Source organism: Dietzia sp. HMSC21D01 (assembly GCF_001815995.1).
Lineage (GTDB): Bacteria > Actinomycetota > Actinomycetes > Mycobacteriales > Mycobacteriaceae > Dietzia > Dietzia cinnamea.
Window position 1 is genome coordinate 5,633 of the sequence record NZ_KV824016.1, and the last position, 20,402, is coordinate 26,034.

General features: G+C 69.7%; 21 protein-coding genes. 11 read left to right on the plus strand and 10 right to left on the minus strand.

Going from position 1 to position 20,402, the window contains the following annotated elements; genetic code table 11:
• The first annotated feature begins 14 nt into the window (after nt 1–14).
• Both HMPREF3086_RS12905 and HMPREF3086_RS12910 read left to right on the plus strand, forming a co-directional pair.
• Nucleotides 15–359: a hypothetical protein gene (locus HMPREF3086_RS12905; protein WP_061227432.1), complete on the plus strand. Its 345-nt coding sequence runs from the start codon at nt 15–17 to the stop codon at nt 357–359.
• A 10-nt stretch (nt 360–369) separates the two neighbouring features.
• The gene (locus tag HMPREF3086_RS12910) at nt 370–1,413 is read left to right on the plus strand and encodes an LLM class F420-dependent oxidoreductase (protein WP_061227559.1); all 1,044 of its coding nucleotides are present in this window, start codon (nt 370–372) and stop codon (nt 1,411–1,413) included.
• 94 nt (nt 1,414–1,507) lie between these two features.
• Here the strand turns inward: HMPREF3086_RS12910 and HMPREF3086_RS12915 are convergent, their stop codons facing one another.
• Nucleotides 1,508–2,368 carry a MaoC/PaaZ C-terminal domain-containing protein gene (locus tag HMPREF3086_RS12915; protein WP_070722263.1) on the minus strand — a complete coding sequence of 287 codons (861 nt, stop codon included), beginning with the start codon at nt 2,366–2,368 and terminating at the stop codon, nt 1,508–1,510.
• A gap of 1 nt (nt 2,369) precedes the next feature.
• The gene (gene kstD, locus HMPREF3086_RS12920; protein ID WP_061227558.1) at nt 2,370–4,076 is read right to left on the minus strand and encodes a 3-oxosteroid 1-dehydrogenase; all 1,707 of its coding nucleotides are present in this window, start codon (nt 4,074–4,076) and stop codon (nt 2,370–2,372) included.
• 60 nt (nt 4,077–4,136) lie between these two features.
• Here kstD and HMPREF3086_RS12925 point away from each other — a divergent pair, with 60 nt between their 5' ends.
• Complete coding sequence (locus HMPREF3086_RS12925; protein WP_181365930.1) at nt 4,137–4,922, plus strand: 2-keto-4-pentenoate hydratase; 786 nt, start codon at nt 4,137–4,139, stop codon at nt 4,920–4,922.
• Here HMPREF3086_RS12925 and HMPREF3086_RS12930 read toward each other — a convergent pair.
• Entirely contained in the window at nt 4,919–5,680 is a 762-nt protein-coding gene (locus tag HMPREF3086_RS12930) for an IclR family transcriptional regulator (RefSeq protein WP_061227429.1), read from the minus strand. The genes HMPREF3086_RS12925 and HMPREF3086_RS12930 overlap by 4 nt on opposite strands.
• A 122-nt stretch (nt 5,681–5,802) precedes the next feature.
• Between HMPREF3086_RS12930 and HMPREF3086_RS12935 the strand changes: the two genes are divergently transcribed.
• The 3 genes from HMPREF3086_RS12935 to dmpG all read left to right on the plus strand — a co-directional run bounded on the left by HMPREF3086_RS12935 (nt 5,803) and on the right by dmpG (nt 9,409).
• Nucleotides 5,803–7,338, plus strand: a complete 1,536-nt coding sequence (locus HMPREF3086_RS12935; RefSeq protein WP_070722287.1) for an HNH endonuclease signature motif containing protein — start codon at nt 5,803–5,805, stop codon at nt 7,336–7,338.
• Nucleotides 7,339–7,421: 83 nt separating this feature from the next.
• A complete protein-coding gene (locus HMPREF3086_RS12940) occupies nt 7,422–8,339 on the plus strand; it encodes an acetaldehyde dehydrogenase (acetylating) (RefSeq protein WP_070722267.1) in 918 nt (305 codons plus the stop codon).
• 5 nt (nt 8,340–8,344) lie between these two features.
• Nucleotides 8,345–9,409, plus strand: coding sequence for a 4-hydroxy-2-oxovalerate aldolase (gene dmpG, locus HMPREF3086_RS12945; RefSeq protein WP_070722270.1), 1,065 nt, complete (start codon nt 8,345–8,347; stop codon nt 9,407–9,409).
• Between the two features lie 57 nt (nt 9,410–9,466).
• Here dmpG and HMPREF3086_RS12950 read toward each other — a convergent pair whose 3' ends face one another.
• The 4 genes from HMPREF3086_RS12950 to HMPREF3086_RS12965 form a co-directional block, all read right to left on the minus strand.
• Entirely contained in the window at nt 9,467–9,988 is a 522-nt protein-coding gene (locus HMPREF3086_RS12950; RefSeq protein ID WP_070722272.1) for a flavodoxin domain-containing protein, read from the minus strand.
• A 24-nt stretch (nt 9,989–10,012) separates the two neighbouring features.
• Nucleotides 10,013–11,074, minus strand: a complete 1,062-nt coding sequence (locus tag HMPREF3086_RS12955) for a ferredoxin--NADP reductase (protein WP_061227425.1) — start codon at nt 11,072–11,074, stop codon at nt 10,013–10,015.
• A gap of 118 nt (nt 11,075–11,192) precedes the next feature.
• Nucleotides 11,193–11,588 (minus strand): hypothetical protein, encoded by a 396-nt coding sequence (locus HMPREF3086_RS12960; protein ID WP_061227424.1) that lies wholly within the window; start codon nt 11,586–11,588, stop codon nt 11,193–11,195.
• Entirely contained in the window at nt 11,588–12,811 is a 1,224-nt protein-coding gene (locus tag HMPREF3086_RS12965) for a 3-ketosteroid-9-alpha-monooxygenase, oxygenase component (RefSeq protein WP_061227423.1), read from the minus strand. The genes HMPREF3086_RS12960 and HMPREF3086_RS12965 overlap by 1 nt, the downstream gene beginning before the upstream one ends.
• Before the next feature lie 190 nt (nt 12,812–13,001).
• Between HMPREF3086_RS12965 and hsaA the strand changes: the two genes are divergently transcribed.
• The 5 genes from hsaA (at nt 13,002) to HMPREF3086_RS12990 (ending at nt 18,179) form a co-directional block, all read left to right on the plus strand.
• Nucleotides 13,002–14,177 carry a 3-hydroxy-9,10-secoandrosta-1,3,5(10)-triene-9,17-dione monooxygenase oxygenase subunit gene (gene hsaA, locus HMPREF3086_RS12970; RefSeq protein WP_070722274.1) on the plus strand — a complete coding sequence of 392 codons (1,176 nt, stop codon included), beginning with the start codon at nt 13,002–13,004 and terminating at the stop codon, nt 14,175–14,177.
• 33 nt (nt 14,178–14,210) lie between these two features.
• Complete coding sequence (gene hsaC / locus HMPREF3086_RS12975) at nt 14,211–15,113, plus strand: iron-dependent extradiol dioxygenase HsaC (protein ID WP_070722276.1); 903 nt, start codon at nt 14,211–14,213, stop codon at nt 15,111–15,113.
• Nucleotides 15,114–15,201: 88 nt separating this feature from the next.
• Nucleotides 15,202–15,786 (plus strand): 3-hydroxy-9,10-secoandrosta-1,3,5(10)-triene-9,17-dione monooxygenase reductase subunit, encoded by a 585-nt coding sequence (hsaB, locus tag HMPREF3086_RS12980; RefSeq protein ID WP_063935345.1) that lies wholly within the window; start codon nt 15,202–15,204, stop codon nt 15,784–15,786.
• Complete coding sequence (locus tag HMPREF3086_RS12985; RefSeq protein WP_083324442.1) at nt 15,783–16,967, plus strand: hypothetical protein; 1,185 nt, start codon at nt 15,783–15,785, stop codon at nt 16,965–16,967. Before hsaB ends, HMPREF3086_RS12985 begins: the two co-directional genes overlap by 4 nt.
• 30 nt (nt 16,968–16,997) lie before the next feature.
• Entirely contained in the window at nt 16,998–18,179 is a 1,182-nt protein-coding gene (locus HMPREF3086_RS12990) for a sulfotransferase family protein (protein WP_070722278.1), read from the plus strand.
• Here HMPREF3086_RS12990 and HMPREF3086_RS12995 read toward each other — a convergent pair.
• The 3 genes from HMPREF3086_RS12995 to HMPREF3086_RS13005 form a co-directional block, all read right to left on the minus strand.
• The gene (locus HMPREF3086_RS12995; RefSeq protein ID WP_067711783.1) at nt 18,176–18,997 is read right to left on the minus strand and encodes an inositol monophosphatase family protein; all 822 of its coding nucleotides are present in this window, start codon (nt 18,995–18,997) and stop codon (nt 18,176–18,178) included. The two genes, HMPREF3086_RS12990 and HMPREF3086_RS12995, sit on opposite strands and share 4 nt — an antisense overlap.
• A gap of 23 nt (nt 18,998–19,020) precedes the next feature.
• Nucleotides 19,021–20,184 carry an acyl-CoA dehydrogenase family protein gene (locus tag HMPREF3086_RS13000; protein WP_070722281.1) on the minus strand — a complete coding sequence of 388 codons (1,164 nt, stop codon included), beginning with the start codon at nt 20,182–20,184 and terminating at the stop codon, nt 19,021–19,023.
• Nucleotides 20,181–20,402, minus strand: a 222-nt coding sequence (locus tag HMPREF3086_RS13005) for an acyl-CoA dehydrogenase family protein (RefSeq protein WP_256386793.1), incomplete at its 5' end; no start/stop codon positions are given. The genes HMPREF3086_RS13000 and HMPREF3086_RS13005, both read right to left, overlap by 4 nt.

A 20,402-nucleotide genomic window follows, 5' to 3' on the forward strand; every position in this document is an offset into this window, starting at 1 on the left:
ACCGGTGACCTGCGGTGAGCCCCGGCTGGGTGCTCACGGTCCTGGCACTGCTCCCGCTGCTCGCGTGGGTGATCGCCGCCGCGGTGATCGCCGCCCGCCGGTGGTGGCGGCGTCGGGGGGATGACCGTGCGCGCCGGCTGCGGTTGGCCCGGATGTTGCGCGGTGGCGAGCTCGTCGTCGTCCCCACCTCGGACATCGACCTCCCCGAGGCCACCGTCCTCGCCGTCGCGGCGGATGCCGGGTACCGACTCGTGGGCTACGAACGCGCGGACACGCCCCTGTGCCGCCGGATCGGGGTGTTCGTGCGCATAGGCGGGGAGGTCGACGCGGTGATCAGAGGCGTGCCCGCACCCCGGTAGCGTGACGCGCATGCGCATCGGGATGGCTCTGAACTACAGCGGCGGGTTCGCCGAGACGGCCGCGGAGGCCGCGGACCTCGAGAGGGCGGGACTGGACATCGCGTTCGTCCCGGAGGCGTACTCGTTCGACGCCGTGAGCCAGCTCGGCTACCTCGCGGCCAAGACGTCCACCATGGAGCTGGCGTCGGGGATCCTGCAGATCTACACCCGGACGCCCACGCTCACCGCCATGACCGCGGCCGGGCTGGACTTCGTCTCCGACGGCCGGTTCGTGCTGGGCCTGGGCGCCTCGGGCCCGCAGGTCGTGGAGGGCTTCCATGGCGTGAAGTACGACGCGCCGCTGGCCCGCACGCGCGAGGTGATCGAGATCTGCCGCAAGGTGTGGCGCCGCGAGAAGGTCGTCCACGACGGGAAGAAGTACCAGATCCCGCTGCCCGCCGACCAGGGCACCGGGCTGGGCAAGCCGCTCAAGCTCATCAACCATCCGGTGCGCTCGACCATCCCGATCGTCCTGGCCGCGCTCGGGCCCAAGAACGTCGAACTGGCCGCCGAGGTCGCGAACGGCTGGCAGCCGCTGTTCTTCCACCCGGAGAAGGCGCACCTCGCGTGGGGTGACGCCCTGGCGGCGGGCAGGGCGAAGCGCGACCCGTCGCTCGGCGAGCTCGACGTCTACGCCGGCCCCGCCCTGGCGATCTGCGACGAGGCCGAGGTGCCCTTCTACCTCGACCTCGTCCGGCCGCACCTGGCCCTCTACATCGGTGGCATGGGCGCGCGCGGTAAGAACTTCTACAACGAGCTCGCGTGCCGCTACGGCTACGAGGACGAGGCCGCCCGCATCCAGGACCTCTACCTGGACGGCAAGAAGGAAGAGGCTGCAGCGGCGGTCCCCGACGAGCTGGTCCGCTCGGTCTCCCTCATCGGGCCCGCCGGATACGTCGCCGAGCGGGTCGAGGCGTTCCGCGAGGCGGGCGCCACCACGCTCACCGTGGTCCCCATGGCCCTCGACGCGCCCGGCCGACTGCGCCTGGTGGAGCAGTTCCGCGAGATGTGCTGAGCCGCGGTCGCGCCGGGCGCGGAGACGACGACACCCCGCGGTGATCGACCGCGGGGTGTCCGTCAGGAAGTTCGTCAGGCGTGGGCGCCGCCGGTCAGGCGAGGTCGACCACGACGTTCTTCAGCACGGGGGCGTCGTCCCGCTCCGCGACGGTGGCCGCCACGAGCAGGCGCGAGCCCTCCTCCCACACGCGGATGCGCATGGTCTCGCCGGGGAAGAAGATGCCGCCGAAGGTGACGCCGTAGCCGCTGACGCGGGAGACGTCGCCGCCGAGCACCTCGTCGACCACCGCACGCAGGACCAGGCCGTACGAGCACAGTCCGTGCAGGATCGGACGCGGGAACCCGGCGGCCTCGGCGAACGCGGGGTCCGAGTGCAGCGGGTTGCGGTCACCGCACAGGCGGTAGAACAGCGCCTGCTGGGGGAGCGTGGCCACCTCGATGGTGTGGTCGGCGTCCCGCTCGGGGTACTCGACCTTCTCCGACGTCCCGCGCTCGCCGCCGAAGTCGCCCTCACCCTTCGCGAAGATGCCGGACCGCGAGGTCCACAGCTTCTCGCCGTCGGCGGAGACCGTCTCGGACTCCTGGATGATGACCGCGGCCGAGCCCTTGTCCTGGATCTCGGCGATCTTCGTGGTGGTCACGGCGGTGCCGGCGGCCGGGATGGGGCGGTGCAGCGTCACGGACTGGCTGCCGTGGACGACCTTCGCCAGGTCGATCTCCACACCCGGGAACGACACCTTCGGCGCCTCGGTGACGTTCATCGTCGCCGCGACGGTGGCGAACGACGGCAGCACCTTGGGCGCGGAGTCGTGGACATACTCCAGCCCTGTGGTGTCCGTGGGGTCGGCGGCCGCGCCCACGGACAGTGCGTAGAGCGCCACGTCGGAGGCGGTCCAGGAGAATTCCTGGGAGGGCAGCTGTGCCCCGAGGGCTGTGTCGAGATCGATCGGCACGTCAGACTCCCGTCTTCTGGGTGGAGGGGGTGGAGGCGAGCATGTGCTCGACGGCGAGGTAACCGAACACCATGGCGGGTCCGATGGTGGCGCCCGGGCCGGCGTAGGTGTGGCCCATGACCGGCGAGGACGCGTTGCCCGCGGCGTAGAGTCCCTCGATCACGGAGCCGTCCTCACGCAGCACACGGCCGTGGACGTCCGTGTTGGCGCCGCCCTTGGTGCCGAGGTCGCCGGGCACCATCGTGGCCGCGTAGAACGGGGCCTTGCGGACGGGGCCGAGGCTCGGGTTGGGCTTGTTGGTCGGGTCCCCGTAGTAGTGGTCGTAGCCCGACTGACCGCGCTGGAAGTCCTCGTCGCGGCCCTTCTCGGCGAAACCGTTGAAGCGCTCGGCGGTGCGCTCGAGGGCGTCGGCCGGTACGCCGATGAGTTCGGCGAGCTCGGCGAGGGTGTCCGCCTTGTGGAAGTTCTCCGTCGCCAGCCACTTCCTGGGCAGCGGCTGCTTGGCCTGCAGACCGGCGAAGAGGTACCGGTTCTTGTACTCCTGGTCGAAGATGATCCAGGCTGGCAGGTTCTCGGCCGGGCCCTCACCCTGGCCGTACTCGCCGCCGTACATCCTGTGGCCTGCCTCGACATAGGGCAGCGACTCGTTCATGAAGCGCTCACCGCGCGGGTTGACCATGAACGAGCAGGGCAGGGACCTCTCGGCCAGCGCGAACCACGGACCACGCGGGAGCATGATGGTGGGACCCCACCAGGCGTCCTCCATGAAGGACAGCTCGGCGCCGACCTGCTCCATGGCCTCGATGCCCTCACCGGTGTTGGCGGCCGCACCCACGGTCCAGTCGGTGGGGATGGGCTGACGCTGGTACTTGTCCCGCATCTCCTGGTTGTGCTCGAATCCACCGGAGCCCATCACCACGCCGAGGCGCGCGCGCAGCGTGACCTCCTCACCGTTCCGCATCGCGGTGATGCCGACGACCCGCTCCTCGTTGCCGGAACCCTCGGTGACCAGACCGGTCATGGGCGTCTCGAGCCACACCGGCACGCCCGCGTCGAGCAGGCCCTTGCGCAGGCCGGCGATGAGCGCCCGGCCCATGCCCACTGAGTTCTGCCCCCGGGCCTTCGCGAGGAACATCCGCAGCGACACCTTGATCGAGCGGCGGATGCCCTTGGTGGTCGGCCGCTGCAGCAGGTTGAGCCACCGGTAGTCGGACTGCATGACCACCATGTTCGCCGGGGCCTTAGCGTAACCGGGCTCGAGCTTGTCGGCTTCGGACCCCAGTTGTCGTAGGTCGAACGGCTTCGGCTCGACGGACCGGCCCCCGAGGCGACCGCCGGGAGCCTCGGGGTAGTAGTCGGAGTAGTCCTTGACCCACTCCAACCGGAGCGGGGAGTTGGCGAGGACGAAGTCGAGGACCTCGGGCCCGCGGTCGACGTAGGTGTCGATCCGCTCGGCCGGGACGACGTCGCCGACGATCGAACGGAGGTAGGTCCGCGCGGCCTCGGGGGTGTCGAGGACACCGTCGCGCTGGAGCACCGAGTTGTTGGGGATCCACACGCCGCCGCCGGAGCGGGCGGTGGAGCCTCCGTAGTGCGGGGCCTTCTCCACGAGGACCACGCTGAGGCCCTTCTTTGCTGCCGCGAGGGCGGCCGTCATGCCTGCTCCACCGCTGCCGACGACGACGACGTCGAATTCCTGGTCTGCCATGTAGAACACGTTATAGAACTGATCGTCGTCACGCCAGACGCCCCAGGTAGCATGCCCGTCATGCTCACCGAGGAGACCCGCGCCACTCTGGCCCAGCGACTGTGGGACGCCGAGACCGACGTCTCGCCGATCGCCCCGCTGACCGACGACCATCCGGACATGAATGCTGACGACGCGTTCGAGATCCAACTCGTCAACATTCGCCGCAAGCTCGACGCCGGTGCAGTCGTCATCGGCCACAAGGTGGGTCTGGCGTCCAAGGCGATGCAGGAGATGATGGGCGTCGACGAGCCCGACTACGGTCACCTGCTCGACTCCATGGAGTATCCGGAGGGCGCGCCGATCGAGGCGGCGCGCTTCTGTTTCCCGCGCGTCGAGGTGGAGGTGGGCTTCATCTTGGGTGCTGACATCCCGCCGGAGGGGTGCTCGCAGGAGGAGGCCGCGGCGGCGATCGAGTGGGTCGTCCCGTCGATCGAGCTCATCGACTCCCGGATCCGCGACTGGAAGATCAAGCTGCCGGACACGATCGCGGACAACGCCTCGTCGTGCGGTTACGTCATCGGCCGGCAGCGCGTGCGTCTGGCGGACATCGACGTGGCCGCAATCGATGCGACGCTCTACAAGAACCGCGAGTTCCTCGCCTCGGGCCGCTCCGACGCGGTGTTGGGCAACCCGCTGAACTCGGTGGGATGGTTGGCCTCGACGGTCGCGAAATTCGGCGTCCGACTGCGCAAGGGCGACATCATCCTCCCGGGCACCGCCATTCGCGCGATGGACGCGACGCCGGGCGACACCTTCCGTGCGGAGTTCGCGGGCCTGGGCGACGTGACGATGGCGTTCCGCTAACGGTCCGAGCTCAGGGCGCGCCCGGCTGCCGCGGCCGCGCGGGTGACCAGCGGTTCGAGCCGGGCCAGGGCGTTCTCGTCCGCCGCGCTCGCGGACAGGGCAGCTACTGCCCGTGTGCCGCCGGCGCCCTCCTCGTCGTCGTCGAACACCGGCGCCGCCACGCAGTACAGCCCGGGGGTGAGCTCGGCGCGGTCCACCGCGCGCTTCTTCCGGCGGATCTCGCCGAGCTCCACCTCCAGCGCGTCGGGCGAGGTCAGTGTGGTCTCGGTCCACGCGATCATCGGCCACCGCGCGACGCGGCCGGCGGCATCCTCGTCGAACGCCAGCATCGCCTTTCCCACCCCCGTGCAGTACGCGGGTAGCCCGCCCCCGATCCGTGACGGTGACGGGATCGGGCGTGGGCCGTGCAGTTTGTTGAGATAGACCACCTCGTCCCCGTGCAGGGTGGCCAGGTGGACGGTCGCGCGCGTGGCCTCGAAGAGGTGCGCGAGGAACGGCGTGAGTGCCCGCCGAATCCGCTCATATTCAGGCGAGACGGGGATCGGGTCCAGTTCCTGGACCAGCGGCCCGAGCCGGTAGCGCTGGCCGATCCGCGTCACCGCGTCGTTGCGCTCGAGGGCGGTGAGCAATCGCAGCGCCGTGGACTTGGCCAGCCCCGTCTCCCGCGCTATCTCGCTCAGGGTCATCCCGGTGCCCGCCGCCGTCACACGCAGCACCTCGAAGGCGCGATCGACGGGGGAGGTGGGCGGCTCGGTCATGCGGTGAGTGTAGCGCGCGGGTCAGACATTCCGGACAGATGCTATCGAACGCTTGCGCTAATCATGCGGAGCGATTAGGGTCGTATGTACGTTCTACTGAGGCGGCGTGGGGGGGGGTGAAGATGTCGGAAGCGAAGCCGTTGTTCGCCGTCTCCGATCCACTCGGCGCTGCCGACATGAAGGCGGTCAGTGACGCGGCGCGGGCGGCGACGCTGGCACAGAACCGGGCCGGTGCCACGCGGTTGGAGGCCGCGCACATGCTCGTCCAGCAGTTCTCCCGCGCGGCGGAGGCGGAGGCAGCCGACGCGGAGCGCCGCGAGGCGTCGCCGCGGCCGGCCTATGCGCGGCTCGCTCCGGAGTCGCGGGCCCGGGACCATCTGGCGGCGGCGTGTCAGCTCACGTGCTGGCACGCCGAGCGACTGGTCACGGCCGGAGTGCAGATCCACTCCCGGCTGTCGCGCCTGAGGTCCTCGGTCGACCGGGGGTTGGTGCCCGAGCAACTAGCCATCGATATCGCCTGCAAGTTGGCTGGTGTGCCCGACTCGATCGTCTCCGACGTGGAGGACGAGTTGATGGCCGGTCTCACCGGAGACCTGGAGGGCGGGGACCGGCCGAGTCGCGACGCGGTGGACTCGCGGATCGACGAGCTCGTCGGCCGGTTCGACCCCGCCGGGGCGGAGGAGGCGGAGGCCGAGGCCCTCGCTTCCCGCAAGGTGCGGTTCCGGACCGGCCGCAACGGTATGACCGACCTCTTGGCGAAGCTGCCCCTGGCGGAGGCGGAGTTGTTGCGTGGGCGCATCGAAGCCGAGGCGCGCGCCGCGTCGGAGGACGGCGTTCCCGGGACGCTGGATCAGCTTCGGGCGGACGCCCTCGCGTCGCTGGCGGTGTACGCGAACAGCGGCGATCCGAGCGGCGCGGGCGATGATGGCGCGGGCAGCGGCGACGCGGTCAGCGGTGAAGTCGCGGATGAAGGAGCGATCGAGCTCGGCGATGTCCGAGCGGGCGCGGACCTGCCGCGGCCGTCGCTAGGTAACGCCGCGAACGCCGGGCAGGCGATCCGGATCAGCGTGATCACCGCGGCCGCGCAGGGGCTCCCCAACCGGGTCGAGTTCGTCCACGGCGCGTACAGCAGCTACAGCTGGCTCTGTCAGCAGCTCCTCGAGGGCGACGACGCCAGCGTGCGTTTCGAGCTGATCGATCCCGCGCCCGGCGCCGTGGACTCGCCGGACCACGCACTGCGATACCTGATCAGCCCGGCCATGGCGGAACGGATCCGCCTCCGCGACGGCACGTGTCGGCACCCGGGGTGTTCGGTGCCGGCGAAGGACTGCGACGTGGATCATGTGATCGCGTTCAACAAGCGTGATCCGGAACTGGGTGGGCCGACCCTGGAGTGGAACCTGGTGTGCCTCTGCCGCAAGCACCACCGCGAGAAGACCTTCGGGACCAACGCCTACCGTCCCGGCCCGCTCGGTGAGCTGATCATCCTCACAGAGACCGGCCACCGGCACCGCACCAGACCACGGGGGCCGTTGGCCCGTGCCCGTGACGGTGTCCGGGAACGGGCATGGGAGGACTACGCCGATCGGCTGATCTCCGCGGACGGGTACATCACCAACCCGCCTGGGACGGAGCGGTCCCGCGGGCGACCCGCCTAGCGAACTCCACCGGCGCATGTCGTTGTGCCGTTGAGTGGCACAGCTGTTTGTGGCGTGCGTTCCCCGCGCGCGACACTGCTCTCATGACAGAGAAGACCAAGCTCACAGCAGCGATCGTGGGGTCCGGCAACATCGGCACCGACCTCATGTACAAGCTCGAGCGCAGTGAGTACATCGAGCCCAAGTGGATGATCGGCATCGACGCCGAATCCGAGGGTATGAAGCGCGCCGCCGAACACGGGCTCACCTGCATGGCCGGCGGCGCCGACGAACTGCTCGCCTCGATCGAGGCCGGCGGCGAGAAGCCCGACCTCCTCTTCGAGGCCACCAGCGCATGCGTGCACAAGGAGTACGCGCCCAAGTACGAGGCCGCCGGCATCGTCGCCATCGACCTGACGCCCGCCGCCGTCGGCCCCATGGTGATTCCGCCCGCCAACCTCCGCGAGCACCTGGACGCCCCCAACACCAACATGGTCACCTGCGGTGGCCAGGCCACCATCCCGATGGTCCACGCCGTCTCGTCGGTCGTCCCCGTTGACTACGCGGAGATCGTCGCCTCGGTGTCCAGTGAGTCCGCCGGCCCCGGCACCCGCGCGAACATCGACGAGTTCACGCAGACCACCAAGATGGCCATCGAGAAGGTCGGCGGCGCCAAGCAGGGCAAGGCCATCATCATCCTCAACCCGGCAGAGCCGCCCATGATCATGCGCGACACGATCTTCTGCTCGATCCCCGAGGACGCGGACCACGACCTCATCACCACCGCCATCCGCAAGCGCGAGAAGGAGATCCAGGAGTACGTGCCGGGCTACCGGCTGCTCCAGGAGCCGCAGTTCGACCCGCCCACCGAGATCACCGGCGGCATGGCCCGCGTGGCGATCTTCGCCGAGGTCGAGGGCGCGGGAGACTTCCTGCCGCCCTACGCCGGCAACCTCGACATCATGACCGCCGCCGCCGCGAAGGTGGGCGAAGAGATCGCCAAGAGCAAGCTCGGAGTGTGACAGACATGGACAAGACCAACCCGCTCAACGCCCGGGCCCGCGCCTACAGCGACGAGCTCGACATCCGCATCACCGACTCCTCGCTGCGCGACGGCTCCCACCACAAGCGCCACCAGTTCTCGGTGGAGGACGTCCGCAACGTCGTCGCCGCCCTCGACGGCGCGGGAGTGCCGGTCATCGAGGTCACCCACGGCGACGGACTCGGCGGCGCGTCGTTCAACTACGGCTTCGCCAAGTCCTACGACCAGGAGCTCATCAAGGCCGCGGCGGAGACCGCCAAGCAGGCCAAGATCGCGTTCCTCACGCTGCCCGGCCTGGGCATCAAGGACGACATCCTCAAGGCGCGCGACAACGGCGGCTCGATCTGCCGCGTCGCCACGCACTGCACCGAGGCCGACGTCTCGATCCAGCATTTCGGCTACGCCCGCGAGCTGGGCCTCGAGACCGTGGGCTTCCTCATGATGAGCCACACCCAGCCGCCGGAGGTGCTCGCCAAGCAGGCGCGCATCATGGCCGACGCCGGCTGCCAGTGCGTCTACATCGTCGACTCGGCCGGCGCGCTGGTCATGGACCAGGTCTCCGACCGTGTCTCCGCGCTCGTCGCGGAACTCGGCGACGACGCCCAGGTGGGCTTCCACGGCCACGAGAACCTCGACATCGGCGTGGGCAACTCGATCATGGCGATCCGCGCGGGTGCCCAGCAGATCGACGGCTCGACCCGCCGCTTCGGCGCGGGCGCGGGCAATACGCCCGTCGAGGCGCTCGTGGGCTGCTGCGACAAGCTCGACATCCGCACCGGCATCGACTTCTTCAAGATCGCCGACGCGGCCGAGGACGTCGTCCGTCCGCTCATGCCCAACGAGTGCATCGTCGACCGCCAGGCCATGATGCTCGGCTACGCGGGCTGCTACTCGTCGTTCCTCAAGCACGCCGAGGGGCACGCGCAGCGCTACAACGTGCCCGCGTCGGAGATCCTGCTCCGCGCCGGCGAGCGTCGTCTGGTCGGCGGTCAGGAGGACCAGCTCATCGACATCGCGTTGGAGATCCAGAAGGAACTGGCGAACGCCTGATCCTCACCCCGCCCGCCGCAGTCGCGCACCCGGGGCGGGGCGGGGGCGCCGTGGCTGTCACGGGTCGACCCTGACCCCGCCGAGTGCCCAGGTCACGACCGGCTCGAGGGTCGCCGCGTCGACCAGTTGGAGGCGGCGGGAGTGCAGTAGCAGCTGCGCGGCGGGAGCCTCGGGCGTCCTGCGGAGTTCGCGGCGCAGGGCGGCCATGAGGACGCGGTCGGGCCAGGTGAGCCGCGCCGGGTCGAGGTCCCCGCGGAGCTGGAATGTGGTGACGGCGCGGCGGGTCGAGGCGACGAGCTTGGCGGCCAGGTCACCGCGCCCGGGGTCGTCGGCGGGGGAGAGTCCGACGACGACGAGGGCTGCGCGCCCGGGAGCGGAGCGGATCGCCCGGATGATCCGACGTCGCCCGAGGATGCGGGTCGCGTTGACAGGTGCGAGCACGATCAAGGGGTCGGCGTCGTGGGCGGTGGTCAGCGTCGACAGTTCGACGGCGGGCGTGCTGAGCTGCTCCGCTAGGGCGACGGCGTAGCGGCGCGTGGAACCGTACTTCGAGGTGAAGGCGACGAGCGGGGAGTTCACGCTCCCCAGTCTGTCACCGTGGACTTACTCGGAGTAGGAAACCTCGACGCGGTCGGTCTTGGGCAGGAGCTGACAGCTCAGGACGTAACCCTCCTCGACCTCCTCGGGGTCGAGGATCCCGTTGTGGATCATCTCGACCTCTCCGGACTTGAGGATGCAGGCGCACGCGGAGCACTCGCCCTTGCGGCAGGAGAACGGCGCCTTGATGCCCTTGGAGAGCAGGACGTCGAGGAGGGGGGTCTGACGTGGCCAGGGCACCTCGTGCACCTCGTCGTCGAGCTCGACGATCGCGGTGGCCGGGCCGGCCCCGTCCTCGCCGGGGGAGTCGTCGATGACGATCTCCGCGAACGGGTCTCCCTCGATGGAGGAGAACACCTCGGTGTGGATGAGGTGCATGTCGGCGCCGGAGCGGCGCAGGCCGTTCTTGACGGTCTCCATGAACGGCGCGGGGCCACAGATGTAGGAGTGGCGCTTGGCGGCGACCGGCTGGAGGAGGTTGCCGATCATCTCGGCGGTGGGGATGCCGGAGACGGACTCGAGCCAGTGGACGACCGTGAGGCGGTCGGGGTTCTTGCGCTGCAGGTCCTGCAGCTCGTCCTTGAAGATGACCGAATTCTCGTCGCGGTTGGCGTACACCATGACGATGTGGCCGGTGCCCTGCGCGAGCGCGGACTTGAGGATCGACATCACCGGGGTGATGCCGGATCCGGCGGCCAGGAGGATGAAGTCCTGGTCGAGGTTCTTGGGGGTGAAGATGCCGGACGGTGCGAGCACGTGCATGCTCATGCCGGCCGCGGCGTTGTCGCACAGCCAGTTGGAGCCGTAGCCGTCGATCGTGCGCTTGACGGTCACCTTGAGACGGGCGTCCTCGGTGGGGGAGCTCGACAGGGAGTAGCAGCGCGCGACGGAACCCGTCCGGTCGCTCGGGATCCGCAGGGTGAGGAACTGCCCCGGGGTGTACCTGAAGTCGTCTTCGCCGCCTGCGGGGATGTCGAAGACGATCGACTTGGCGTCGGCGGTCTCCTCGATCACGTCTGCGATCGTGAGTGCGCGGACGAAGGAGCCGAGCTGTGGGGTGTCGGTCATGGATGCGGAGCCTATCGCTTTGATACGCGGGGGACGGGGGTCGCAGGGCACTGTCGCAGACGGCGGCGACCTCCACCGAGCGCTTCCCACTCAGTGGAAGTCCTGTGCCGTTGCGGTGTCACTCGGGGACGAACAGCGGGTTGACCATGTGTTCGTCGTCGGCCGGGTCCACGCCCTCGGAGATGGTCAGCAGACCCTCCGCGTAGGCGTAGCGGATGCTCGCCAGCATCCGGGGGCAGGTGTCCTCACCCTCCGGCCGTTCGCCGCCCGCGCGCCAGTCGGTGAGTACGGGGCACGTGCGGTCGCTGCCCTCGGTCCACTGGATGGACGTGTGCTTCTCGCTGTTCTTGCGAACCGAGACGCACGCCCCGCAGCTACGGCACTCGACGGGTTGGAAGCCCGCTCGTGTGTAGGTCTCGCGGTCGAGGTCGGTGTACGAGTGGAGTCGCGCGGCGCGCGCCGGGTCGGTGTCGTCCCAGGTCGGCGCGCGCCGCGCGTCGTTCTTCTTGAACATCAGTTCTGCGACCGGGTGGCGCCCGCCTCGCCGGCGACCTCTGCCATGCCGGTGTACTGGGTCTGCTCGTCGGAGATCTCGGCCTCACCGGCCTCCTGCCTGCGCATGTTCTCGGCGACCTCCTTCTCCCAGTACTGGTTGGCGGCGGTGGTGTCGACCTCGAACTCGAAGCGCTCGGTCATCTCCGGCGTCACCTTGTCGCGGTCCACGTAGAACTGCTCGTACCAGCGGCGGAGCTGGTAGACGGGGCCGTCCTCCTCGCAGAGGAGCGGGTTGGCGATCTGGGACTTGCGCTGCCAGATGCGGACGTCCTGGAGGAAGCCCTCGCCGAAGAAGGTCGCGATCTTGGCGGCCATCTTCTCGGAGGTGGCGTCGTCGAAGCCCCGGGGCTTCTTGACCGACAGCCCGTACATCAGCACGAACGAGTTCTGGTCGATCGGGTAGTGGCAGTTGATGAGGATGGCCTCGGTTTCGAAGCCGCCGTACATCTGCTTGAGCGGGTTGATCATGTACGCCGGGCCGAAGTAGGAGGCCTCGGATTCGAGCAGCGTGTCCCCGTACTTTCCGCCGGACGGGTCGTGGTCGGGACGCCCCTTGGTGTTGAGGTACTGGGTCGCCTTCTGGCCCTCGAAGACGTTCTTGAAGTAGGTCGGGAAGGCGTAGTGGATGTAGTAGAAGTGCGCCATGTCGACCACGTTGTCGACGATCTCCATGCAGTTGGACCCCTCGATCACGAGGCGGTTCCACTGCCAGTCGGTCCACTCGCCGGTCTCGTACTCGGGGATCGCGGGGATGGCGTCCTCGGGCTGCGGCGGTTTGCCCTCGTGGTCGTGCCACACGAAGACCTGGCCGGACTGGACGTTGGTGATCCAGGAGCGGGTCTTGGCGCGCAGGGGCACGCGCTTGGCGTACGGGATGCCCTTGCACTTGCCGTCGCCGCCCCAGCGCCAGTCGTGGAAAGGGCAGGCGATGTTGCCGTCCTTGATGGAGCCGTCGGACAGGTCCCCACCCAGGTGGCGGCAGTAGGCGTCGAGGACGTTGATCTCGCCCTCGTCGTTCGCCCACACCACGAGCTTGGTGCCGAAGGCCTGGATGGAGTGGGGCTCGCCGTCGGTGAACTCCTTGGCGGTGCCGATGCAGTGCCATCCGCGCGCGTACCGATCCCGGACCTCGCCGGTATCGATTTCGCGGACGGCTCCGGGGGCCGAACCGGGTGCGGTCATGATGATCCTCCTGAGTGGCGCGAGCCGTATGAGAACAGGTTATAGAATGAGGTGGCGGGCCACAACCAGGGAGCGTTCGTGCTGGCACGGGGTGCCAGGGTGTTCCGCCTGCTAGGGGTTGCCTGGTGCAAAACTGTAACGTGTTCTAGCCTAGACCGCATCACTCCCACGCACTGCCAGAGAGGTACACATGAGCGAGTACGCCTCCCACGAGGTCATCGACCGCATCAAGGCCCTGCTGCCCGGTTTCGCCGAGCGCGCCCAGGAGACCGAGGACCTGCGCAAGGTCCACCCGCAGAACATCGCGGAGCTCGATGAGGCCGGCTTCTTCAGGCTCTGTCAGCCGGCCCAGTGGGGCGGCTACGAGGCGGACATGGAAACCTTCTACACCGCCGCCATGACGATCGCGACCGCGTGCCCGTCCACCGGTTGGTGCGCGAGCATCCTCGGCATTCACAACTGGCACCTGGCGCTGTTCCCGCAGCAGGCGCAGGAGGACGTCTGGGGCGAGGACCCGACCGTGCGGATCTCGTCGTCGTACGCCCCGATGGGCGCGGCCAAGAAGACCGCCGACGGGCTGGTGCTCAACGGCAAGTGGTCGTGGTCCTCCGGTAGTGACCACGCCGACTGGGTCTTCGTGGGCGGTCCGGTCCTCGACGAGAACGACAAGATGGTGGACTTCTGCACCTTCCTGGTCGAGAAGTCGCAGTACGAGATCGTCGACGTGTGGCACGTCGTCGGCCTCAAGGGCACCGGGTCCAACGACATCGTCGTCTCCGACGCGCTGATCCCCGAGCACCGTGTCCTGTCCTTCGGCCTCATGGCCGCCACCAAGGCGCCGGGGCTCGAGGTCAACACCAACCCGATCTACAAGATGCCGTGGGGCACCATCCACCCCACCACCATCTCCACGCCGATCGTCGGCATGGCGTTCGGCTGCTACGACGTCCACCGCTCGCACCAGCAGGAACGGGTCCGCGCCGCGTTCGGGACCAAGGTCAAGGACGACCCGTTCGCGAAGGTCCGTCTGGCCGAGGCCGCCGGCGACATCGACGCCGCGTGGCTGCAGCTCATGCGCAACGTGCGTGAGGAGCAGGACCTCATAAGAGCCGGGGATTTCCCGGGCATGGACATCCGCACGCGCGCTCGCCGCGACCAGGTCCGCGCCACGCAACGCGCGATCGACGCGATCGGGCTGCTGTTTCAGAACTCCGGTGCCCGCGCGCTCGAGGTGAGCTCGCCGATCCAGCGGTTCTGGCGCGACGCCAACGCGGGTAGGGTCCACGCCGCCAACGAGGCGACGAAGGCGTACATCATGTATGGACAGAACGAGTTCGGCGAGAAGGTCACCGACTCGATGGTCTGATCCGTCGTCGGCGGATCGAGAGGACTGGCATTTATGGCGATCAGCAATTTCGGGTACGTCCGGGTCTTCGCCACGGACATGGACGCCTGGCGCGAGTACGGCACCAAGGTTCTGGGCTTCGTCGTGGGCTCGGGCGAGGACCCCGACGCCCTCTACTTCCGTATGGATGACCATCCCCACCGGTGGATCATCGTCCCCGGCGAGGAGGACAAGCTCTCCGCGGTCGGCTGGGAGTGCGCCAACGAGGGCGAGTTCGAGGACGTCAAGCGGCGCCTCGACGCGGCCGGGGTGCCGTGGGAGGACGCGCCGGCCGAGGTCAAGCGTGACCGCAAGGTGCGCGGGCTGATCACCTGCCAGGACCCGGCCGGGTTCACGCTGGAGATCTACCACACCATCGCGCTGCAGCACCGCCGCATCCCGACGCCGTACGGCCACGAGTTCGTGACCGGCGACCAGGGGGCGGGCCACATCGTGCTGTCCACGCCGGACGAGGCCGCCGCGCTCGAGTTCTACCGGGACGTGCTGGGCTTCTCCCTGCGCGACTCGATGAGCCTGCCGCCGGAGATCGTCGGCCGCCCGGCCGACGGCGAGCCGGCGTGGCTGCGGTTCCTCGGGTGCAACCCGCGCCACCACTCGCTCGCGTTCACGCCGTTCCCCAACCCGACCGGGATCATCCACCTCATGGTGGAGGTCGGAACGGCGGACGACGTCGGGCTGGCGCTCGACCGGGCCATGCGCAAGAAGGTCCGGCTGTCCGCCTCGCTCGGTCGGCACGTCAACGACAAGATGCTGAGCTTCTACATGAAGACGCCCGGCGGCTTCGACTGCGAGTACGGCTGCGAGGGCCAGCTGGTGGAGGACGACGAGAAGTGGGTCGCCCGTGAGTCCACGGCCGTGAGCCTGTGGGGTCACGACTTCTCCGTCGGCTGCAAGTAGTTCCCTAGGCTGGGCCCCGTACCCCCGCGGGGCCCGGCCGTCGACGCGCCCACCCCGACGATCTTGAGTCCAGGAAGGACCGACCCCCATGAGCAGCACCGACGAACGCCCGGAGGGGCAGTCCTTCAGCAGCCGTGAACTGCGCGACGCGCTGGGCCAGTTCTGCACGGGCATCACCGTCATCACCGCGGTCGAGGACGACAAGCCGGTGGGCTTCGCCTGCCAGTCGTTCTCGGCGTTGTCGCTCGAACCGCCCCTCGTGCTGTTCTGCCCGATGAAGACGTCGGGGTCGTGGAAGGGCATCGAGAAGGCGGGCCGGTTCGCGGTGAACATCCTCTCCGAGGAGCAGGAGGACGTCTCGTCGACGTTCGGCCGCCGCGGGGACGACAAGTTCGCCGAGATCGACTGGTCGCCCAGCCCGCTGGGCTCGCCGGTGATCGACGGCGTGATGGCGTGGCTGGACTGCGAGATCGACCAGGTCCTCGACGGCGGGGACCACTGGATCGTGCTCGGCCGGGTCGACAACCTCGGCCCGACCAAGCGGGACATCCGCCCGCTGCTGTTCTACCGCGGCGCCTACCTCAGCATCGAGGAGGACGTCGTGGATCCCACGCCGGAGCAGGAGGAACTCGAGAACTTCATCACCTCCGCCGACAGCTACACCTGGCTGTGAGCGGGGTGACGGGGCCGCTGGCGAAGGCGCTGGCGGAGGCGGAGGAGATCATCCGGTCGGCGCCGCACGTGCGCACCGACGAGGACGTGGCCGAGGGGCTCGAGTACCTGCTCGGGACGATCCGCGGCGCGATCGAGACGGGCCAGCACCGCGGACGCACGCACCCGCAGCTGTTCGAGGCGACGGGCCCGTACACCAAGATGGGCCTGGACAACCCGGACACGTTGTACTTCTACGCCAATCTCGCCGACGGCGCGGAGTACGAGATCGAGGGCCGCCGCGGCACCACGGCGGACCTGTCGTTCCAGGTCATGGCGGGGACGTACTCGGCCGACGAGCGCGCCGCGTCGCACGCGGCGTTCGACGACCGTCGCCTCGAGATCGACGAGCGGGGACGGTATGGCTTCCGCCTGGGACCGGCGAGGTACGACGACGACGAGGGCGACCCCGGCTACGTGGTGCTACACCCCGGGTCGTCGATGATCGCCGTCCGCGAGGTGTTCTCCGACTGGAGCCGGGAGGAGGCCGGGTCGGCGATCATCCGCAGACTCGACACGGTCGGCACCGCGCCGGAACCCGTCTCGCTCGCGGGGCAGGAGAAGTTCTACGCCAAGCTCGCCGAGGCGCTCGTCGGGCGGCTGCGGACGTGGCTGGCCTTCCCCGGTTGGTTCTTCGGCGAGCAGCCGCGCAATACTCTCTACGTGCCCCGGCAGACCCCGGGGGGGCTCACCACCCAGTTCTCGTCCGCCGGGATCTTCGAGCTCGGCCCGGACGAGGCGATCGTCATCTCGGTGCCCGATGCCGGCGTGCCCTACCAGGGCTTCCAGCTGGGCAGTATGTGGTACGCCTCGCTGGAATACGTGCACCAACAGACGAGTCTCACCGCGGACCAGGCGCAGGTCACCTCCGACGGGCTCATCCACCTTGTGGTGTCCGAGCGCGATCCCGGGCTGGCCAACTGGGTCGAGACGCTCGGCCGCCGCGAGGGCATCATGCAGTTCCGGTGGCAGCGGACCGACGGGCCCATCGGCCCGGAGCTCGGCCCCACGCTGAAGGTCATACCGTTCGACCGGGTGCCCGACGAGGTCCCGTGCCACGACGAGTTGAGCGTGACCGGGGAGCAGTGGCGTGAGCGCATCGCCGCTCGTCAGCAGGCGTTCGCCCGGCGCGGATTGTCGTGAGAAGGGGACTGTCGTGAGAAGGGGACCGTCGTGAGCGATGAAGACCGGGTCCACGTCGGGACCGTCGACGATCTCCACGCCAGCGCCTCGCGCACCGTGGGTCTCGAGGACTTCGGCGACGGCGAGGACCGCCACCGGGAGGCTCTGGGCGTTCTGCTCGACTCCCTGCACTCGGACGCGGGGCTGACCCCAGCCGGGAGCAAGTACTGGCGCTCCGTGCTCAAGGGAGCGCTGACCGCGAGGCTCCTGTCGACGTCGGCCCTCGCGTCCGACCCCGCGGGAGCGGAGGTGGCGATCGAGCGGCCCGTCGTCGTCACCGGGTTGCCCCGCACCGGCACCACGGCGTTGCACCGGCTCCTGGGCGCCGACCCGGCCAACCAGGGGCTCGAGCTGTGGTTGACCGAGGTCCCGCAGCCACGGCCCCCGCGCGAGACGTGGGAGGACGACCCCGCCTACGTCGGCCTACGGGACCTGTACTCCGGCTTCATGGCGGAGAACCCCGACTACGGCGGCGTGCACTACATCTCCGCGGACGACCTTGAGGAGTGCTGGCAGTTGCTGCGGCAGTCGCTCACGTCGGCGTCGTACGAGTGCCTGGCCCGGCTCGACGGCTACTCGCAGTGGCTGGCCGGCGCCGACTGGGTGCCCGCGTACCGGCGGCACAAGCGGAACCTCCAGCTCATCGGGGCGAATGATTCCGAGCGTCGCTGGGTGCTCAAGAACCCGAGTCACCTGTTCGCCCTCGATGCGTTGCTCGAGGTCTACCCCGACGCGGTCGTGGTGCAGACGCATCGCGATCCGCGCAAATCCATGGCGTCGATGTGCTCGCTCGCGCACAAGACCGCCGCGGAATGGTCCACGCGGTTCACCCCGGAGTACATAGGTGAGTCACAGCTGGACTTCTGGGCGCGGGGCGTCGAGACCTTCGACGCCGCCCGCGCGCGGCACGAGGCGGGCCCGACGTCACGGGCGACGTTCGTCGACGTCGATCACCATGAGCTGCTGGCCGACCCGGCCGGCGTGGTGGAGCGCGTCTACGGCGCCGTCGGCACGGAGCTGCCGGAGGACGTGCGCGCGGGCGTGGTGGCCGAGAACGACAAGAGCCTGTCCGGAGACCGCGCCCCCGCGCACCGCTACACGCTCGCCGACTACGGGCTCAGCGAGGAGCGGATCGCGGAGCGGTTCGCCGGCTACCGCGGCCTGGAGCGCTAGAGGTATCTGCGGACCGCGTCGATGATCGTCTCGGCCACGTCCTGCGTGCACACCAGCAGGTCCGGGAACTCGATCTGCTCGGTGTTGTAGACCAGCTCGGAGCCGTCCAGGGCGCTGGCGTGCAGGCCGCGTTGCTGCACCACGCCCACAGTGGCCGCGGAGTCCCACTGGTGGTGACCGCTGGTGTGGATGTACGCGTCGCACTCGCCCTCGAGCACGGTGGCGGTCTTGCCGCCGCCGGATCCGAGGTGGACCAGGGAGGCGTCGAGCTCCTCGGCGAGTTCCTCGGCGAACGCGGGCGGCTCGGCCTCGGAGACGGCGATGCGCAGGCGGTCGTCCTCGCGGGGCGGCACCAGCGGTCCGGGCCGCGGGCCGCGGATGATCGACGTGGGTTGATAGGTGGTGGCGCCGCGCCCGGTGAGGACCCGGCCATAGGCGGGCATGGCGATCGCGCACGCGGTGATGCCCCCGACACCCTCGGGGTCCTTCTCCCACAGGGCCACGTGGACGGCCCAGTCGGGGCGGCCCTCGGTCACGTAGGAGCGCACTCCGTCGAGGGGATCGACGAACCACACGCGGTCGGCCTCCAGCCGGGCGCGGGAGTCGGGGTCCCACTCGCCGAACACGAGGTCGCCGGGCCTCGCCACGGCCAGTCGGTCGATGATGACGGACTGCGCCTCGGCCTCGGCGAACGCACCGAGATCCTCCGGCGCCACCCGTGAGACCCGCAGGTCGGTGAGCAGGCGACCGGCCTGGGCCGCGAGGTCCTCGGCCGACCGCTGGTCGTTGGTCCGTCCGTGCGCGGGGAAGGGGCTCATGCGGGTGATTCTAGTGGCCCCGGCTACAGCCCCGCCGCGACCTCCAGGGCGGCGAGGAGTTCGTGCGGTTGTCCGAGCAGTTGCGCTGTCCCGTGGGCCCTCTTGAAGTACAGGTGGGCGTCGTACTCCCAGGTGATGCCGACGCCCCCGTGGAGCTGGATCGACTCCCCGGCGATCCACTGCAGGGCCTCGGAACAGTAGACCTTGGCCGCGGCGGCCTCGATCTCCGCGGCGTAGGCCGCCTCGTCGGCGGCGGGCCCGTCGCCGAGCGCCTGCGCCTCGGCGACGGAGGCGGCGGCGGAGTAGGACAGCGACCGGGCGGTCTCGACCTTGACGTACATGTCGGCCATCCGGTGCTTGAGCGCCTGGAACGACCCGATGACCCGGCCGAACTGCTTGCGCTCCTGCGTGTACTGCACGGTGGCGTCCAGTACGGCGCGGGCGGCACCGACCTGCTCGGCCGACAGTGCGGCCCACGCGGCGGCGCGCAGGCGGGACAGGAAGCTCGGACGGGTGGGGATCGCGGTGGCCGCGGCGCCGTCGAACTCCACGCGCGCCAGGGTGCGGGTGGGGTCCATCACCGGCACGCGGGTCACGGTGACGCCGGCCGCGTCGGCGGGCAACTCGAACAGGCGGACCTCGTCTCCGGCGACCGCCACGACGAGCAGCGTGGCGGCGGTGTCGGCGCCGAGCACGTGGTGGGCGGTGCCGGTGAGCGTCGCATTGCCCTGCGCCGTGACGTCGGCGCGGACACCCGGGGTGGCCCAGCCGTCGAGCCCCGCCCAGCACAGCGCGGACAGGTGGCCGGCGGCGATTCCGGGCAGGAGGCGGGCGCACGCGTCGGCGTCGCCGGTGGCGAGCACGGCCTGCGCGGCCAGGACGGCCGACCCGAGCATGGGGGAGGGCGTGAGGCGTCGGCCCAGCTCCTCGCACACCAGGTGGGTCTCCAGCCAGGTGGCCCCGGCGCCGTCGTGCTCCTCGGGGATCGACAGTGCGGCGGCCCCGATCTGGTCGACCAGCGTCGCCCACAGTGCGGGGTCGTACCCGTCGTCGGAGGAGAACGCGGCGCGCACGGCCGCGGAGTCGGACTTCTTCTCCAGCAGCGCGGCGACGGACTGCCGCAACGCGGCCTGCTCCTCGGTATCGACACCGGGGGTGGCGGTCGCCGGGGTGGCGGGCGCGGTCATCGGGCGGTCCCCGCGGCTCCGGCACCCTCGCCGCGCAGTGAGTCCAGCACCCGACCGCGGTGGTAGCTCTGGGTGCCCCACGCCGTCTGCAGGGCGCGGGTCTTGGTCAGCCACAGGCCCAGGTCGTGCTCCAGCGTGTAGCCGATCGCGCCGTGCACCTGCAGCGCCGTGCGGGCGGCCAGGTAGGCGGCGTCCGCCACGGCCACGCGGGCGGCGGA

Coding starts and splice junctions, on each gene's coding strand:
- HMPREF3086_RS12960 (WP_061227424.1), bottom strand. CDS start 11,588: ATGTTCAAGAAGAACGACGCGCGGCGCGCGCCGACCTGGGACGACACC.
- hsaC (WP_070722276.1), top strand. CDS start 14,211: ATGGCGATCAGCAATTTCGGGTACGTCCGGGTCTTCGCCACGGACATG.
- HMPREF3086_RS12965 (WP_061227423.1), bottom strand. CDS start 12,811: ATGACCGCACCCGGTTCGGCCCCCGGAGCCGTCCGCGAAATCGATACC.
- kstD (WP_061227558.1), bottom strand. CDS start 4,076: ATGGCAGACCAGGAATTCGACGTCGTCGTCGTCGGCAGCGGTGGAGCA.
- HMPREF3086_RS13000 (WP_070722281.1), bottom strand. CDS start 20,184: ATGACCGCGCCCGCCACCCCGGCGACCGCCACCCCCGGTGTCGATACC.
- HMPREF3086_RS12935 (WP_070722287.1), top strand. CDS start 5,803: ATGTCGGAAGCGAAGCCGTTGTTCGCCGTCTCCGATCCACTCGGCGCT.
- HMPREF3086_RS12955 (WP_061227425.1), bottom strand. CDS start 11,074: ATGACCGACACCCCACAGCTCGGCTCCTTCGTCCGCGCACTCACGATC.
- HMPREF3086_RS12995 (WP_067711783.1), bottom strand. CDS start 18,997: ATGAGCCCCTTCCCCGCGCACGGACGGACCAACGACCAGCGGTCGGCC.
- HMPREF3086_RS12910 (WP_061227559.1), top strand. CDS start 370: ATGCGCATCGGGATGGCTCTGAACTACAGCGGCGGGTTCGCCGAGACG.
- hsaB (WP_063935345.1), top strand. CDS start 15,202: ATGAGCAGCACCGACGAACGCCCGGAGGGGCAGTCCTTCAGCAGCCGT.
- HMPREF3086_RS12940 (WP_070722267.1), top strand. CDS start 7,422: ATGACAGAGAAGACCAAGCTCACAGCAGCGATCGTGGGGTCCGGCAAC.
- HMPREF3086_RS12925 (WP_181365930.1), top strand. CDS start 4,137: ATGCTCACCGAGGAGACCCGCGCCACTCTGGCCCAGCGACTGTGGGAC.
- dmpG (WP_070722270.1), top strand. CDS start 8,345: ATGGACAAGACCAACCCGCTCAACGCCCGGGCCCGCGCCTACAGCGAC.
- hsaA (WP_070722274.1), top strand. CDS start 13,002: ATGAGCGAGTACGCCTCCCACGAGGTCATCGACCGCATCAAGGCCCTG.
- HMPREF3086_RS12930 (WP_061227429.1), bottom strand. CDS start 5,680: ATGACCGAGCCGCCCACCTCCCCCGTCGATCGCGCCTTCGAGGTGCTG.